Raw genomic sequence first — 14,886 nt, forward strand, 5'->3', positions numbered from 1 at the left:
GACTGTCTGCAGTAAAGAGTGCGAAGTCTTAAGAATAGCCGAATGCCAACTGTTTCAGCAGGGGAAAATGCAGATTATTGCGTGTATTTATAAAAACATTGTTAAAAAATTTCCGCTTGGAAATTTATCGTATCGACATCAGAATTTTTTTACGCTTTCTAGCAATTGATCAACATATTCTCCTTCGGCATCGCTGAATTTCACCCGTACCGGATACCATTCCAAGTCCGGAGCCAGCCAAATATCGAGGGTTTGATCTTTCGAATCGGGCGGCGGTGCTTTACTGATATGCAGGGTAGTGAATTCACCGAGTGCTGTGTGCAGCGGTTCGGCTGCCAGTACCTTGAAGGTCCATGGTTCGGCGTCGCGGCGGCCGGCCACAAACATCGACCATTCACTGCCCGGCTTGACCGCGGCACCGGCCGCGCGCGCCAATGCTACCAACTGCCAAACTGCGCTGGTGCGGTCTTGTTCGCCGCCATTGAGTGGGTAAGTCTGCGCTGAGGTACTGAAACGTAATAATTTCTTGCTACGCTCAAAACTGGTTACGGTAGCGTCTTTACCGAAGCGTTTCTCGGTAAAACTATCGGGCGCAAGGCCATGGGCATCGATGCTGCCGACGCTGTCGGCATTGAGAATTTTACCGAACAGCATGGCACGGGTCTCGGTCAGGATGGCATATTTTTTTTCTGTCAGTTGCCACTTGACGCTGGCCGTACCACTCAAGGCGATACCGCTTTGCTTGGCCTTGATGGTGTACAGCAGTTCACCGGCCGGTGGCAACTGAAACGGCGTGATGGCGGCGGCAGTCGGTGTGCTGCTCAGTGCCAGCAGTAGGGCTGGAATAAGAAAATCAAGGCGCATGGTCGGCTTCCAAATCGTTGGTAAAAGTAATGCTGCTCATGGTTTGAGTGGTGACCGCACCATCTGGTTCAGTATTACGTATTTGAACAGGATACCAGTGATAATCGGGTGCTAACCAAATTTCCAAACTGGAATTATAGGCACCGGCGCGCGCCGGGCGCAGCAAATGCCAGGCCGTAATACTGCCGACCCCGGTTGCGATGGTTTCCAGCGTACCGACTTGGAATAGAAAGCGGTGCGCCGCACTCTCTTCGGCCACTTGGACTTCAATCTGTTGACCGGTATGAAATTCTGCCGCCGCCGCCATACCGGCCAGTTGCATGAAGATGGAAGCGCGATCTTGCGCACCGCTGAGTAAGGCGACGCTCGCGGCTTGAGCAGAAAAATTGATACGCCCCTGTGCATAATCGAAGCGCGTACTGGTTTCGTCATGGCCGCGGCGAGTTTCGCGCATGGTCTGCGGCTGTATTCCTTGGCTATCGATGCGTCCCTCGCTCTGTAAGCGGTACAGGCGCAAGCTCGTCAGCAGCAGATCGAGCGAGGCATCGATCTGCATACGGTAGGCGTGCTCGTTACGTTGCCACACAAAGTCAGCGATGCCATAGACCGGATTGCGCTGCGTCTGCCGCACGACTTTCATGCGCATGCTACCGGAGGGCGGCAAGTGCAGCGGCAGCGGCGCTGGCGCAGGCACCAGCGGCTCTGCTGGCGGTGCTGGTGCTGTTGGCGTCGGCGCGGCGACGCGGCTGGGCGCTGCCGCCGTGGCATCCGTCTGCAGCGGCGCGCTATCGCTTGTGCTGATGGCATCGGCCTGACTGGGCGTGAGCGGCGGCGGCTGGTGTGGCAGCGCTGCTGGCGCTGGGCGCTGCGCTGGTGTTGGCCGTACCGGCGGCGGCGGCGCTGGCGCTTGCAAAAATACGGTTTGCAGCGCGCTTGGCAGTTGCAGCGGCGGCGGCACAAAGCGGGCGTGTTCGAAGACTAGCCATATCAGGCCATGTAAACACAGCACCAGAGTGAGAAACAGCAGTGGCCGGCGCGGCAAGCGCGCGTAAAATGCTGTTTTGGAGGAAGAAAAATGCATGAACTGTTCTTTTTACGTACCGTGTGCGCACTATCGCTGATGATGGCCATGCTCGTCAATACGCCGGCCTTGGCCGACACGGGCAGCTTAGCACCGATACGCATCGCCATGATCGAAGGCGTCAGTGGGCCTTTCGCGAACGCCGGCCTGGCCGTCGAGCATAATTTGCAGTTTGCGCTAGATCAGATCAATGCGCGCGGTGGGGTAGGTCTGCCCGACGGTCGCCATGCGCTGCGCTTGACGGTGTTTGATAACAAACAAGGCATAGAAGAATCGCTGATCGCATTCAAACATGCGAGTGACCAGGGTTTTTCCTTCATCGTGCAAGGCAATAGCTCGGCCGTGGCGCAGGCCTTGTTATCGGCCGTGAACAAGCATAATCAGCGCATGCCGACACAGCGGCTGTTGTTTCTGAATTATGCGGCGGTTGATCCGGCGCTGACGAATGAACAATGCAGTGTCTGGCATTTTCGTTTCGATGCCCATGCCGATATGCGCATGCATGTGCTGACCGAAGTGATTAAAGAGGATGCGCGCGCCAAAAAAGTCTATTTGATCGGACAGGATTACAGCTTCGGACGCCAAGTCAACCAGTCGGCCCGTGCCATGCTCGCGCAAAAACGCCCCGATATCGCCATCGTCGGCGACGAGCTGCATGCGCTCGGCAAGATCAAAGATTTTGCCCCGTATGCGGCAAAAATCAAAGCTTCGGGCGCTGACAGTGTGATTACCGGTAATTGGGGCAATGATCTGACCTTACTGATCAAAGCGGTCAAAGAGGCTGGCATGGACCTCAAATTTTATACTTTTTACGCCAATGCACTCGGTGCCCCGGCCGCCATCGGTAGCGCTGGGGTAGGGCGCGTGTATGCGGTGGCAGAATGGCATCCGAATGCAGGGGGCCGTGCCAGCGATGCCTATTACCAAAGCTTTCGGCAGTCTTATCCGGCCGCCCAAGACGATTATTTACATCTGCGCATGCATGTGATGATCGCCATGTTGGCGGCAGCGATAGAGCGAGCCGGCAGCAGCGAGGCCGCTGCCGTTGCCGCCGCGCTGGCCGGGGCAAGCTTTGACAATGGCTTTTATACGGCCAGCATGCGTGCCGCCGATCATCAGTTACTGCCGGCACTATATGTTACCGTGATGGGCAGACAAGGCGACGCCGGCGTGCGTTTTGACAATGAAGGCAGCCATTATGGATTTAAAACCGCACGTTACTTCGCCCCCGCATTGACGGCCTTGCCGAGCTCATGCAAGATGGATGGCAGAAAATAAATTTGCCTACGCTCGCAGTTTGCGTCACCAACAGGAGAGTTTGATGAACAACCCCTTTTCCGGTATCGATCCGTCAGCCATGAATTCGATGAGCGATCCGCTCGGCTTTGTGAAAAAACTCTGGGGCAATATGCCCATCCCCGGCATGGTGGCACCGCCGATGTCGGTCGATGAGCTCGATAAAAAAATTCAAGACTTGAAAACTGTCGAATCTTGGCTCACCGTGAACATGAACATGTTGCGCGGCACCATACAAGCACTCGAAGTACAGCGCGCCACGCTATCGACGCTGCAGTCCCTCGGTGAAAGTTTCGCCCAGCATGTGCAAAAGGCCAGCGCTCCAGCCTCAAGTACTCCTGGCCCAAGTGCCGCGGCCGCTTGGCCCATGTCGACCCCGGTAGCAAGCCCGGCGCCACATCCCGACGAACAAGCCGATACCGAACACTATCCGGCCGCTGCACCAACTGCACCAGTCGAAGCGCACGCGCCAACTGTCACCACGCCGGCGCTGGCCACGCCCACCGCATGGTGGGGTTTGTTGCAAGACCAATTCAAGCAAGCCCTGACTCAGGCGCTCGTTTCTGATGCTAGTAGCGCAAGCGGCAGCGCCAGCACACACAGCAAGCCCGATAGTGCCGCCGCCGCACCGTCGGCACCGATGGCACCACAGACCAAGCCACGCCGTGCCAGCGCCGCCAAGCCAAGCAGTAAAACAGCGCCGCAGAGCGCTGCCAAAGTCAGTCCGAAAGCGAAACCGACTCCAAAAGCCACACCGAAAGCCGCAGCCAAGCGCACATAACTAAGCGCAGTGCTGGCCGCTCAGCCGACTGCATTTTCTTCCGCCAGTTGTCGGCGGCACAGCGCAAGAAAGCGCTGTAATCCGCCGGAGAGAATTTTTTCTTGATGGTAGATTAAGTAAAAACGTCGGTTCAACTGCGCCCATGGCAGCCGAATTTCGGCCAGCTCGTCGCGCGCCAAGCGTTCTTTCAGGGTGCGCCGTGACAGGCAGGCGATACCCAAGCCGGTGGCGACGGCCGCGATGATGGCTTCGGCGCTGCCGAGTTCGAGTACGCTGTTGAGATTGCCAAGATGCGGTGCCAACGCCGTTTCGGTGATTTCACGCGAACCCGAACCCGGTTCGCGCAAGATCCAGGCGGCCGCGCGCAAGTCTTCCGGCCTTGCTTCTTGATTCGCCAGCGCATGGTCGGCGCGACAAAATACCAGCATCTGATCGGCCAACCACGGCTCGGCGATCACGCGGCTGTCGTGGCAGGGCGCTTCGATCAGGCCGAAATCGGCGCGAAACCCGAGTACCGCTGCCACCGCATCGTGCGAATTGGCGATGGCGATCTCCAGGCGGCTATGCGGTTCGGCGCGCAAGAAAGCGGCCGCCAGTCCGGGCAGCACATCGTTGCCTATGGTCATGCTGGCGGCGAGCCGCAGCCGCACCGGTATGCCAGTGCGAAAACTGTGCTCGATATCGCTGGCACCATCTAACAAAGCCTCGGCCTTCGGCAGCAGATAGCGGCCATTCTCATTCAACTGCAGGCGCTTACCGACGCGGTTGAACAAGGGTTCGCCAAGTTGGCTTTCCAGTTCGGCCAGCGCGCTGCTGGCCGCCGATTGCGACATCGCCAACTGCAAGGCCGCCGCACTGCCGCTGCCGGCACGGGCGCTGGCAACGAAGACTTCGAGTTGGCGCAAGCTGATGCGCATGCTGATTCCTATATTGATAAAATCGATAACGATAATGAAGATAAACCGTTTTACCTGTTAAAGCAAGCTGACTAGACTGGCTGCTTACACGTTTTTCGGATAAGCATATGTCTTTTTCAAATAAACGAACTATTCTGCCTGGCCTCCTGTTCAGCGCCCTCATTGCTGCACTGGCAATGACGATCAGCCATGGCGGACACGCGCCGGTATCGGCACTGACACTGGCTTTGCTGTTCGGCTTACTCGCCGGTAACTTGTTGTCCCCGGCGTGGTCTGAGCGCCTGGCCGGTGGCATAGGTTTCAGTAAAAAAAATCTGTTGCAGTGGGGAATAGTTTTGTATGGCTTGCGCATCACATTTCAGCAAATCTCGGCAGTTGGCTGGCAGGGTTTGCTGATCAATCTCTTGGTACTCAGTTCCACCTTCTTGTTGGCTTACTGGTTAGGCACGCGGGTCTTGCGACTCGATGCCCACACTGCCATGCTGATCGGTGCCGGCAGCGCGATCTGCGGTTCCTCCGCCATCCTCGCCACGGAATCTGTGCTCAAGGCCGATGCTGCCAAGGTCGCCGTGGCAGTTTCCACCGTGGTCATCTTCGGCACCTGCGCCATGCTGCTCTACCCGCTGCTGTTCGAAATCAATCAGCATTGGCTGTGGTTTGCCGACGCCCACAGTTTCGGTATATTTACCGGCTCGACCATGCATGATGTCGGCCAAGTGGTGGCTGCTGGTTTGCAGATGGATGGGGCTGCGGCTGACGCGGCGGTGATCACCAAAATGCTGCGCGTGATGCTGCTGGCACCGTTTCTGCTGATCCTCTCACTCTGGACCAGCCGTCGGCACATTCAAGCCACGGCCTCAGCTACCGCCGGGACCATGACGATTCCTTGGTTTGCCTTGCTATTTATCGGCGTGGCCACGCTCAACTCGCTCACACAACTGCCGCCCGTTTGGAGCGCCACTGCGCTCCAGCTCGACAATCTCTTATTAGCCATGGCCACGGCCGCCCTCGGCTTGGCCACGCGACTGACGGCGCTGCGCCAAGCCGGTTTGAAACCCTTGTTGTTGGCGGCTATATTGTTTGCCTATCTGATGCTCGGTGGTGGCTTGATCAATCAGCTCGTCGATCGCCTGCTATGAGTGACGGCGGCGCACACAAGACCTGCAAGGCTTCCTTGGTCCAAGCGATGCGACCTTCTTCAAATGCGATGCCGGCCTTGAGTATGAGGTAATGCAGGCGCGTTTCCCGCGACAGACAAGGCGCGCTGAAATCGCGTGCCTCAATGTGGCGGTAGTTGGCCAATTCCTGTTCATGCAATTGCAGACGGCGTTCGAATTCTGCTAGCAAACTCGCACTGCCCAGCGCCGCATCGGCACGCAGTCGTACCATTAAATCATCGCGCAGCCGCATCGGTGCACTGCTTTCCAATACCCAGCGCTGCAATTCAGCGCGGCCCGCCGCTAGCACCTCGAAGCGCCGTTTGCCAGCACGGCCGCCTGCCACTTCCTCCGACTGCACCCAGTTTTGTTCTTCCATGCGTGCCAGTTCACGATAAATTTGCTGGTGTGTTGCGTGCCAGAAATATCCTATCGATTTATCGAAACGGCGCGCCAAGTCGTAACCAGAACATGGTTTTTCGACCAGCGAAGTGAGCAGAGCGTGGGGTAAAGACATAGGTGCAGACTAATTTAGAAGAATGATTCGGGGAGAATTACCACATTTTATATGCACCCGTGGTTGCATAACTAAAATGATTTCGTTATTCTCTTATGCAATTGGTTGCATAAACCCCGTTACCCTCATTGCCCTGTTAAGGAATGCCTTATGTCTTTCTATCCGCATCTGACCAAGCCACTCGACCTCGGCTTCACCACCTTACCGAACCGCTTGTTGATGGGCTCCATGCACGTCGGTTTGGAAGAAGTCGATAACGGCTTTGAACGCATGGCCGCCTTCTATGCCGAGCGTGCGCGCGGTGGCGTAGCCCTGATCGTTACCGGCGGCATTGCCCCGAACGAGAGAGCCCGACCTATGCAGGGTGGTGCCATGCTGACTACCGCAGCCGAAGCCGAACACCACAAAATCGTTACCGCAGCAGTGCACCGCGAAGGTGGAAAAATCGCCATGCAAATCCTGCATTTTGGCCGTTATTCATATCAACCGAGTTTAGTCGCACCGAGCGCGCTTAAGGCCCCGATCAACCCGTTCACCCCGCATGCCTTGACGACCGCAGAAGTCGCCGAAACCATCGCTGATTTCGTGCGCTGCGCCGGTTTGGCACAGTCGGCCGGTTACGATGGCGTGGAAGTGATGGGTTCGGAAGGTTATCTGATCAATGAATTCATTGCCCAGCGCACCAATCAACGCGACGACGAATGGGGTGGCGAGTATCAAAACCGTATCCGCTTTCCAGTCGAAATCGTGCGTCGCATTCGCGCCCAAGTCGGCCCCAACTTCATTATCATCTATCGTCTGTCGATGATCGATTTAGTCGAAGGCGGCTCGACGCTCGACGAAGTGATCAGCTTGGCACAAGCCATCGAAGCGGCCGGTGCCACCATTATCAATACCGGCATAGGTTGGCACGAAGCGCGCATTCCAACCATCGCTACCAAGGTACCGCGCGCCGCCTTCGCCTGGGTTACGCAAAAACTCAAGCAGCATGTCAGCATTCCGCTGGTCGCGACCAATCGTATCAATACCCCGGAAATCGCCGAACAACTGTTGGCCGATAATTTCTGCGACATGGTATCGATGGCGCGGCCGCTGTTGGCAGACCCGCTGTTCATGCGCAAGGCCGAACAAGGCCGCGCCGATGAAATCAATACCTGCATAGGCTGTAATCAGGCTTGCTTGGACCATACTTTCGGCGGCAAAGTCACCTCTTGCCTGGTCAATCCGCGCGCTTGTCATGAAACCGAACTCATCGATGCACCGCTGGGCTCAATCAAACGCATTGCCGTCGTTGGTGCCGGACCGGCCGGCCTGGCTTTCGCCACCACCGCCGCCAAGCGCGGCCATAGCGTGAGCTTGTTTGATGCTGGCAGCGAAATCGGTGGTCAGTTCAACATCGCCAAACAAATTCCCGGCAAGGAAGAGTTTTACGAAACCCTGCGCTACTTTGCCAAGCAAATCAGTCTGTCGAACATCACGCTGCGCCTCAATACCATGGTGAGCGCGGCGGATCTGCAAGACTTCGACGAAATCGTGCTGGCGACCGGCATCACCCCGCGCCGTCCTGATATCGACGGCATCGATCACCCGAAAGTGCTCAGTTATCTCGATGTCTTGCGCGATAAAGCCGTGGTCGGAAAAACCGTCGCCATCATCGGTGCCGGTGGCATCGGCTTTGATGTGGCCGAATACCTGAGTCACAGCGGCACCAGCCCTAGTCTTGATCCGGCTAAATTTTTCGCCGAGTGGGGTGTCGATACTAACTATGCGCATGCCGGTGGTATATGCGCCGCCGTGGTGGAAGCCCCGGCGCGGCAGATTTATCTGTTGCAGCGTAAGAGTGCCAAAGTCGGCGACGGCCTCGGTAAAACCACCGGCTGGATCCACCGCACCGGATTGAAAAACCGCGGTGTGCACATGCTGGCCGGCGTCAGCTACCAAAAAATCGACGATGCCGGTTTGCATCTGACGATAGATGGTCAGCAAAAAACCATACCGGTCGACCATGTGATTTTGTGCGCCGGTCAGGAACCGCGCCGCGATTTGCAAGCGGCCTTGGCAGCGGTCGGCAAGAGCGTGCACCTGATCGGTGGTGCCGATGTCGCCAGCGAACTCGATGCCAAACGCGCCATCGATCAGGGTACTCGATTGGCCGCAGTAATTTGATCACTGAAGAAAGCTGATCATGTCCTCACTCCACCCGCAAGTTTCTGTGTCACTGCAACGCTGGCACGACATGATCAGTCAGAACGACCTCTCGGCCTTGGCCGAGATCGTCCACCCCGACGCGGTGTTCCGTTCGCCGATGGCGCACCAGCCCTACACCAGCGCGGCTGCGGTCGTGCTGATCTTAAGCACGGTGTGCCAAGTGTTTGAAGACTTCCATTACGAACGCGAATTTATCGATCCCGACGGCTGCCAGGTCGCCTTGGAATTTTCTGCCAGAGTCGGTCAAAAGCAAATCAAGGGTATAGACTTGATTCGTTTCGACGTAGCTGGAAAGATCACCGACTTTGAAGTCATGGTGCGCCCTCTGAGTGGCCTGCAGGCGCTGGGACAAGCAATGAGTACACGCTTGGCCGCCTATCTGCCAGCCTATACAGCGCGTTAACGATTGGCAAAGCGCTTCAGAAAACGCATCAAGCTACCGAGCAGCGGCAGCTTTTCGTACAATTCTTCGGCGGCATCCCAATAATCTCGGTGCATACAGATGCGGCCGTTGGCGGTAAAGCGGACTTGCGTGGCACCGCGTATGCACTGCTGTTCACGCGCGAAGCGCGGCATGTGAAAGTAAAACTCCCAACACAAAAACGCCTTGTCTTCTTGCAAAATACTGGAAGTTACCAGAAAGCGCGGGTTCTCCACTTGCACAAACATGTGTTGAAAAATATGTGTGATTTTATCCAAACCCACGACTTCATTGAAGGGGTCTTTGAAATACGCATCGGCCGTATAGATGCTCGACAGATCGACGTAAGTGGCCGGGCTTAAGGTTTCGAAAAAATTGATCAGACGTGCCAGATCATCCTGGTGAGTGAAATCCAGATTGTGCATTTATAAGCCTGTCATTTTGTGAACCAGAGAAAAGTAAAGCCGATACGGCAGCAAACGCGCCAGTCGCAGCCAATTGGTAAAGCGTTTTGGAAAATGGATATGGAATTCGCCGCGCTCGATCCCGCGCACCAGCTCAATCGCGGCGGCATCGGAACTCATCAAAGCCGGCATGGCGAAATCATTTTTTGCCGTCAGTGCAGTTTGCACAAAACCGGGATTAATCAAATACACCGCATGATTTTTCGGTCGCAAATCAAGATACAGCGACTCGCACAAATTGATCAAGGCCGCCTTGCTCGGTCCATAGGCCAAAGCTTTCGGTAAACCGCTCAAGCCGGCTATCGAGGCGACGATGCCGATGCCGCCATAGCCTTGCGCCAGAAAATCGGGCAATAAAACATCCAGACATTGATAGACGCCGCGCACATTGATATCAAACAAGCGGTTAGCCGCGGCCAAATCGAATTGGTCGGCGCGCATTTCATCATACGAGCCGGCGACGATCAACACCAGATCGATGCCGCCCCAGGCTGCTTGTAATTCTGCATGAACCGCTTGCAGCGCAACATGGTCGGTCATATCCACGGCTGCCAGGCGCGCTGCTGCATAGCCGTGTGCCGCCTGCTCCAAGCCGGCTTGACTGCGGGCCGACAGTGCCACCGTGGCACCCTTGGAAAGCAAGAGCTGCGCGGTGGCCGCACCGATGCCGCTGGATGCACCGATCACCCAGATACGCTTGCCATGCCAATCGCGGATCGGCGGATTCATGGCTTGGAAAATGATAAAGTCACGCTGCCCAGTTCGACGCCGTATTTACGCATGATGGCGCGATTGAGCATGGTCTTGTCATCCATGAGCACCATGATATCGTCGAAATCGACATGGTAAGTGGTGCCGTCTACATCGAGTGCCAAGACATAATTCCAATGCAAGGTGTTGCCCGAAACAATGCCTTCTGCAGTGCCGATGACATCGGCAGCGCTACCGGTATACCGGCCGGGTGCGGTTTCTTTCAGTGTCCAGATGCGTGTCTGTTTGCTGCCGTCGGCATAGGTGAAATCTTCATGCAGGGTACCCACACCGTCTTTCCACGCGCATTGCATGATCACGGTAAAGCGCTTGACGACATGGCCAGAACGGTCTTGAAACATCCCCCAGGCTTGCAGGCGACCGTTGAAATACGTGCTTAGCGTCAGCTTCGGCGTTTCTTTTACATAGCGCCCAGGCTCGTAACTGGAGGCGCAAGAACTGAGCAATACGGCCAGACCTAAAGCCGCAGGAATTTTTTTCAACAGAGAGAGTTTCATCATGGCCTTTGGCTTGTTGTGACAGTCGGTTTAGAGGTGAGCAATTGCGTCCGCAGGGCTGGTGCGGAAGTGTTTGGCGCTAGCCAGATGGCAAAAAAAGCGTCGGCGAAGGCCGCATCGCGGATTTCGCCCAACCATGTGCCGTCGCGGTAAAAACGCGCTGCCGTGCCAGGAACGAAAATGCCGGTCAAATGCGTGCCGCTTTCTACATCGGGAAACAAGGCGCGCATTTGCTCCAGCCAGCGCTGACGTTGCGTTGCACTGCCACGCCCGAGTCGTTCGATTTGTTCTATGCTGGCCGCAGCGATTTTCTTTCCGTCGAGTGCGCGGGCATAGTGGAGATCGAGTGCCAGCCCATTTTCGTTGCTAGCGTTGGTGTCGCGCTTGTCGGCCTTGTCGTACAGTGTGGCCTCATAAATGAGTAAGCCAAACCAGCGAAAACTACCACTGCCACGCAGCGTCGCATACGGCAACTCCGCCTGTATGTGTGGCGGTAGCGTTTGCGCAGCGACGCTGCCGGCACCGAGCCAGAACAGCAGCGCGATGCCAGCGTAGACAAGAGACCGTTGCATGCCGGCGCGCGCGCTGGTCATTTTTTTTGCAAAGTGAATTGCGCCACATTGATGTCGCCGGTACGGAAACCAGCTTCACAATAGGCCAGATAAAATTCCCAGGTGCGGACGAAATTATCATCGAAACCTTGGGCTCGGACCTCGACCCCACGCTGCATGAAAGTCTGCCGCCACTCGGCCAGCGTGCGGGCGTAGTCGAGGCCGAAAGTAAAGGTATCTTGCACCACAAAGCCATACTGCGCCGCTAAAGCATGAAATTTTTCTATCGATGGCAGCATCCCGCCCGGGAAAATATATTGCTGTATGAAATCGGTACCGACGCGATAGCGCTCGAATAATTCATCGGCAATCACGATACTTTGTATGCACGCACGGCCGCCGCTTTTTAAATTTCTTTGCAGGCATTCGAAATACCCAGGCCAGTATTGTTCGCCGACCGCTTCAAACATTTCTATCGAAGCGATGGCATCGTAACTGCCATGGGTATCGCGATAATCCTGGATATGCAAAGCGCTTTGTTCATGCAAACCAGCCGTTTCCAAGCGCGCGCGCGCGAAATGTAATTGTTCCTCTGAGAGCGTGAGACCGGTCACATGGGCGGCACCGGCGCGCACTGCCATTTCAGCGAAACCACCCCAGCCGCAACCGATTTCGAGTACCTGTGCTTGCGGCGGTAATGCCAATTGCTGCAAAATTCGGCGGTACTTCATCAACTGCCCTTCATGCAGATCAGCGACTTGGTCACCGGCGAACAAGGCACTCGAATACGTCATCGAAGGGTCGAGCCAAAGGCGATAGAAATCATTGCCGATGTCGTAGTGGGCGTGGATATTTTTCTTGCTGCCGCTGCGGGAATTGCGGTTGAGGAAATGCTTTACACGGTACAGCAGATTACCCCACCAGGTACCGTAAATCAGCGCTTCGAGTTCAGCGCGGTTGCGACTGACGAGTTCGATCAGCCCAGCTAAATGGTTGCTGCTCCAGTGCCCGGCAATATAGCTTTCGGCGAAACCAATATCGCCCGATTTCAAGGTGGCGCGGCACAACTGCCAGTTTTGTAAATTCAGCGAGATGTGGCCGAGTCCTTCTGTGTTGCTGCCAAAATCGGCCCGTTGGCCATCTGGAAAAACCACGTGCAACACACCATGCTTTAACTTGGCGAGCAGCGTGAGCATGAAGCGTGCTTCGGTCGGGAAGTGCCGGGTATCGAGAGCGGCGGCGCTATGGCGGGCGGGAGTGAGGGTTTGTGTGTTCATCGGCTTAAGTCTTTGGCAGGTGGAACAGGTTTCGAAAAAAATGGTACGCGCTTGAGCCACAGGCGCAGGGCTTGAACATGGATGCGCACCATTACCCCTATGGTCATCAGTGGGTAGCGCCACAATACTTTGAGTACGGTACGATCATCGAGCATGCTTTCTTTGCCCGACAAAGCGGTCAGCAACAGCGGACCGGCACCATCATCGTAATCGATGCGAGCGAGGTGCGAAACGCCATCGCCTGGCGTGCTCAAAAAACGGAAACGGTAATGACCGCTGACATCGCAAAATGGTGATACATGAAAGATTTTCTGCGCCTGTAATTCTTCGCCATTGGCTAAAGTTTTTCCATGCTCAAGCAAATACAAATGCTTCTCGCCGAAGGTATTGCGTACTTCGCATACCACGGCACGCAAGCTGCCATCAGCACGCTGACAAAACCAGAAGGCAACCGGATTGAATACATAGCCAAGCACACGCGGAAAACATTGCAACCAAATTTCGCCATCGACATCGTGGATGCCATGTTGCTGCAACAAGCCGCGTATCCACGGCAGCGCCGCTTGCTGGCCATCGCCATGGTCGCGCTCATGAAACGCCAGTAAGTTGAAGCGATTGAAGGAAAAAAAACGACTGCCACTGCGTTGATCTGCGCTCAGCGCCACCAAAGGCAGGCGCATGAAAAACACGCGATAGCGAAAGCGATGCGCGCGCGGGCGCAAGCGAAAATGCATCACTTCACCCAAACACAGCAGTGGACGCGGCGACGTGAACATCTCAGGCCGCCCGTTGCGCGTGCGCAGTGGCCGCAGCGGCAAGGATCAGTTCAGCCGCGCGCAAGCCCGACTTCAAACCATCTTCATGGAAGCCATAACCGGTCCAGGCACCGGCAAACCAAATTTGCCGTTGCCCTTGAATTTGCTTGAGCCTTTGTTGTGCCGTAATGGCCCCCGCATCAAACACCGGATGGGCGTAGTCGAAGCTGCTGATGACCGTCGCCGCGTCCGGTTCATCAAGCGGATTCAAGCTCAGTATCAGCGGCGTGGAAAATGGTACCGGTTGCAAAGCATTGATGAGGTAATGCACACACACGCGCGCTTCTGCCCCGCTTTCGCTTTGGTAATTCCACGCCGACCAGGCCTGCTTGTTGGCTGGCAGGCAGCGCGCATCGGTATGCAATACCGCGCGGTTATGCTGATACTTGAGCGCGCTCAAAATCTCGCGTTCCAAGGCGCTGGCGTCGCTCAACATAGCCAGGCTTTGGTCGCTGTGGCTGGCCATGATGGCGTGGTCAAATTCTTCCAAGCCGCGTGCCGAATGCAGCACAACTTTTTTCCGGCTGTTGGTATACACTGCTTTGACCGGGCATTCCAGATAGGTATGCTGTATGTGCGGCAGCATTTTTTCCACATATTGCTTCGCCCCGCCAGCGACGGTATGCCATTGTGGCCGGTCGCTGATTTGCAGCAGACCATGATTGGCACAGAAATTGGCAAAGGAAGCGATAGGAAAACTCAACATGGTCGCGGTCGGACAAGACCAAATACACGCCGCCATCGGCAGCAGATACCAACTGCGGAACTCGGCGCTGTAGCCACCGGCATCGAGAAATTCACCCAAAGAAGTTTGGAATTCTTGCTGCCGCTGTCGCCCTGCCAAGGCACTGACTTGCTTATTGAAGCGCAAAATATCGCGCAGCATGCGCCAAAAACCGGGCCGCAGCAGATTGCGCTTTTGTGCGAACACCGTTGCCAAGCTGGCACCGGCCCATTCGAGCTGGCTGCTCCCATAGGGTAGTTTGACTGAAAACGACATCTCGGTTGCCGCGGTGGGAACCTGCAATTCCTCAAACAGGCGCACCAAATGCGGGTAAGTATGGTGATTGAATACCAGAAACCCGGTATCGACACCATGGCGTTGGCCATCGAGTGCTACCTCGACCGTATGGGTATGACCGCCAAAGTAGTCATTGGCTTCAAACAGGCTCACCTGGTGTCCGGCTTTCGATAATTCGTAAGCGCTGGAGAGGCCGGCAATACCGGAACCGATTACTGCAATTTTCATTATGGGAGCTCGCAAGGTGA

The 14,886-nt window shown here is 55.9% G+C and carries 16 protein-coding genes; 5 read left to right on the plus strand and 11 right to left on the minus strand.

Features of this window, described 5'->3' with window-relative positions; translation table 11 throughout:
• Positions 1-138: 138 nt before the first annotated feature.
• Both RHM61_RS07425 and RHM61_RS07430 read right to left on the minus strand, forming a co-directional pair.
• Positions 139-864, minus strand: a complete 726-nt coding sequence (locus RHM61_RS07425; protein WP_322250491.1) for a DUF3108 domain-containing protein — start codon at positions 862-864, stop codon at positions 139-141.
• Complete coding sequence (locus RHM61_RS07430; protein ID WP_322250492.1) at positions 854-1,945, minus strand: DUF3108 domain-containing protein; 1,092 nt, start codon at positions 1,943-1,945, stop codon at positions 854-856. Before RHM61_RS07430 ends, RHM61_RS07425 begins: the two co-directional genes overlap by 11 nt.
• Between RHM61_RS07430 and RHM61_RS07435 the strand changes: the two genes are divergently transcribed.
• Complete coding sequence (locus RHM61_RS07435; protein WP_416200218.1) at positions 1,940-3,223, plus strand: branched-chain amino acid ABC transporter substrate-binding protein; 1,284 nt, start codon at positions 1,940-1,942, stop codon at positions 3,221-3,223. The genes RHM61_RS07430 and RHM61_RS07435 overlap by 6 nt on opposite strands.
• 43 nt (positions 3,224-3,266) lie before the next feature.
• The gene (locus RHM61_RS07440; RefSeq protein ID WP_322250493.1) at positions 3,267-4,022 is read left to right on the plus strand and encodes a PhaM family polyhydroxyalkanoate granule multifunctional regulatory protein; all 756 of its coding nucleotides are present in this window, start codon (positions 3,267-3,269) and stop codon (positions 4,020-4,022) included.
• Between the two features lie 20 nt (positions 4,023-4,042).
• Here the strand turns inward: RHM61_RS07440 and RHM61_RS07445 are convergent, their stop codons facing one another.
• Positions 4,043-4,939: a LysR family transcriptional regulator gene (locus tag RHM61_RS07445; protein ID WP_322250494.1), complete on the minus strand. Its 897-nt coding sequence runs from the start codon at positions 4,937-4,939 to the stop codon at positions 4,043-4,045.
• A 107-nt stretch (positions 4,940-5,046) separates the two neighbouring features.
• On the opposite strand from RHM61_RS07445, the gene RHM61_RS07450 reads away from it, so the two are divergent.
• Positions 5,047-6,078, plus strand: coding sequence for a YeiH family protein (locus RHM61_RS07450; RefSeq protein ID WP_322250495.1), 1,032 nt, complete (start codon positions 5,047-5,049; stop codon positions 6,076-6,078).
• On the opposite strand, the gene RHM61_RS07455 is transcribed toward RHM61_RS07450, so the two are convergent.
• Entirely contained in the window at positions 6,050-6,613 is a 564-nt protein-coding gene (locus RHM61_RS07455; RefSeq protein ID WP_322250496.1) for a PadR family transcriptional regulator, read from the minus strand. The genes RHM61_RS07450 and RHM61_RS07455 overlap by 29 nt on opposite strands.
• Positions 6,614-6,763: 150 nt before the next feature.
• Between RHM61_RS07455 and RHM61_RS07460 the strand changes: the two genes are divergently transcribed.
• Positions 6,764-8,779, plus strand: a complete 2,016-nt coding sequence (locus RHM61_RS07460; RefSeq protein WP_322250497.1) for an NADPH-dependent 2,4-dienoyl-CoA reductase — start codon at positions 6,764-6,766, stop codon at positions 8,777-8,779.
• Positions 8,780-8,798: 19 nt separating this feature from the next.
• Complete coding sequence (locus RHM61_RS07465) at positions 8,799-9,224, plus strand: nuclear transport factor 2 family protein (RefSeq protein WP_322250498.1); 426 nt, start codon at positions 8,799-8,801, stop codon at positions 9,222-9,224.
• On the opposite strand, the gene RHM61_RS07470 is transcribed toward RHM61_RS07465, so the two are convergent.
• Genes RHM61_RS07470 through RHM61_RS07500 form a run of 7 tightly spaced genes read right to left on the minus strand, consistent with a single transcriptional unit; the run spans position 9,221 to position 14,866 of the window.
• Complete coding sequence (locus tag RHM61_RS07470) at positions 9,221-9,667, minus strand: nuclear transport factor 2 family protein (protein ID WP_322250499.1); 447 nt, start codon at positions 9,665-9,667, stop codon at positions 9,221-9,223. The two genes, RHM61_RS07465 and RHM61_RS07470, sit on opposite strands and share 4 nt — an antisense overlap.
• Positions 9,668-10,435: an SDR family NAD(P)-dependent oxidoreductase gene (locus tag RHM61_RS07475; RefSeq protein WP_322250500.1), complete on the minus strand. Its 768-nt coding sequence runs from the start codon at positions 10,433-10,435 to the stop codon at positions 9,668-9,670.
• Positions 10,432-10,977: a DUF3833 domain-containing protein gene (locus RHM61_RS07480; protein WP_322250501.1), complete on the minus strand. Its 546-nt coding sequence runs from the start codon at positions 10,975-10,977 to the stop codon at positions 10,432-10,434. The genes RHM61_RS07475 and RHM61_RS07480 overlap by 4 nt, the downstream gene beginning before the upstream one ends.
• Positions 10,974-11,546, minus strand: a complete 573-nt coding sequence (locus RHM61_RS07485; protein ID WP_322250502.1) for a chalcone isomerase family protein — start codon at positions 11,544-11,546, stop codon at positions 10,974-10,976. Before RHM61_RS07485 ends, RHM61_RS07480 begins: the two co-directional genes overlap by 4 nt.
• A 17-nt stretch (positions 11,547-11,563) precedes the next feature.
• Entirely contained in the window at positions 11,564-12,802 is a 1,239-nt protein-coding gene (locus RHM61_RS07490; RefSeq protein ID WP_322250503.1) for a cyclopropane-fatty-acyl-phospholipid synthase family protein, read from the minus strand.
• Positions 12,799-13,578: a DUF1365 domain-containing protein gene (locus RHM61_RS07495; RefSeq protein WP_322250504.1), complete on the minus strand. Its 780-nt coding sequence runs from the start codon at positions 13,576-13,578 to the stop codon at positions 12,799-12,801. Before RHM61_RS07495 ends, RHM61_RS07490 begins: the two co-directional genes overlap by 4 nt.
• A 1-nt stretch (position 13,579) precedes the next feature.
• Positions 13,580-14,866, minus strand: a complete 1,287-nt coding sequence (locus tag RHM61_RS07500) for an NAD(P)/FAD-dependent oxidoreductase (protein WP_322250505.1) — start codon at positions 14,864-14,866, stop codon at positions 13,580-13,582.
• Positions 14,867-14,886 lie beyond the last annotated feature (20 nt).

Source organism: Undibacterium sp. CCC3.4 (genome assembly GCF_034347425.1).
GTDB lineage: Bacteria > Pseudomonadota > Gammaproteobacteria > Burkholderiales > Burkholderiaceae_D > Undibacterium.

Excerpts from the sequence above, each read along its gene's own strand:
- RHM61_RS07475 (WP_322250500.1), bottom strand. The coding sequence starts at position 10,435 with ATGAATCCGCCGATCCGCGATTGGCATGGCAAGCGTATCTGGGTGATC.
- RHM61_RS07480 (WP_322250501.1), bottom strand. The coding sequence starts at position 10,977 with ATGATGAAACTCTCTCTGTTGAAAAAAATTCCTGCGGCTTTAGGTCTG.
- RHM61_RS07445 (WP_322250494.1), bottom strand. The coding sequence starts at position 4,939 with ATGCGCATCAGCTTGCGCCAACTCGAAGTCTTCGTTGCCAGCGCCCGT.
- RHM61_RS07425 (WP_322250491.1), bottom strand. The coding sequence starts at position 864 with ATGCGCCTTGATTTTCTTATTCCAGCCCTACTGCTGGCACTGAGCAGC.
- RHM61_RS07500 (WP_322250505.1), bottom strand. The coding sequence starts at position 14,866 with ATGAAAATTGCAGTAATCGGTTCCGGTATTGCCGGCCTCTCCAGCGCT.
- RHM61_RS07450 (WP_322250495.1), top strand. The coding sequence starts at position 5,047 with ATGTCTTTTTCAAATAAACGAACTATTCTGCCTGGCCTCCTGTTCAGC.
- RHM61_RS07440 (WP_322250493.1), top strand. The coding sequence starts at position 3,267 with ATGAACAACCCCTTTTCCGGTATCGATCCGTCAGCCATGAATTCGATG.
- RHM61_RS07455 (WP_322250496.1), bottom strand. The coding sequence starts at position 6,613 with ATGTCTTTACCCCACGCTCTGCTCACTTCGCTGGTCGAAAAACCATGT.
- RHM61_RS07495 (WP_322250504.1), bottom strand. The coding sequence starts at position 13,578 with ATGTTCACGTCGCCGCGTCCACTGCTGTGTTTGGGTGAAGTGATGCAT.
- RHM61_RS07460 (WP_322250497.1), top strand. The coding sequence starts at position 6,764 with ATGTCTTTCTATCCGCATCTGACCAAGCCACTCGACCTCGGCTTCACC.
- RHM61_RS07435 (WP_416200218.1), top strand. The coding sequence starts at position 1,940 with ATGCATGAACTGTTCTTTTTACGTACCGTGTGCGCACTATCGCTGATG.
- RHM61_RS07490 (WP_322250503.1), bottom strand. The coding sequence starts at position 12,802 with ATGAACACACAAACCCTCACTCCCGCCCGCCATAGCGCCGCCGCTCTC.
- RHM61_RS07430 (WP_322250492.1), bottom strand. The coding sequence starts at position 1,945 with ATGCATTTTTCTTCCTCCAAAACAGCATTTTACGCGCGCTTGCCGCGC.
- RHM61_RS07470 (WP_322250499.1), bottom strand. The coding sequence starts at position 9,667 with ATGCACAATCTGGATTTCACTCACCAGGATGATCTGGCACGTCTGATC.
- RHM61_RS07465 (WP_322250498.1), top strand. The coding sequence starts at position 8,799 with ATGTCCTCACTCCACCCGCAAGTTTCTGTGTCACTGCAACGCTGGCAC.
- RHM61_RS07485 (WP_322250502.1), bottom strand. The coding sequence starts at position 11,546 with ATGCAACGGTCTCTTGTCTACGCTGGCATCGCGCTGCTGTTCTGGCTC.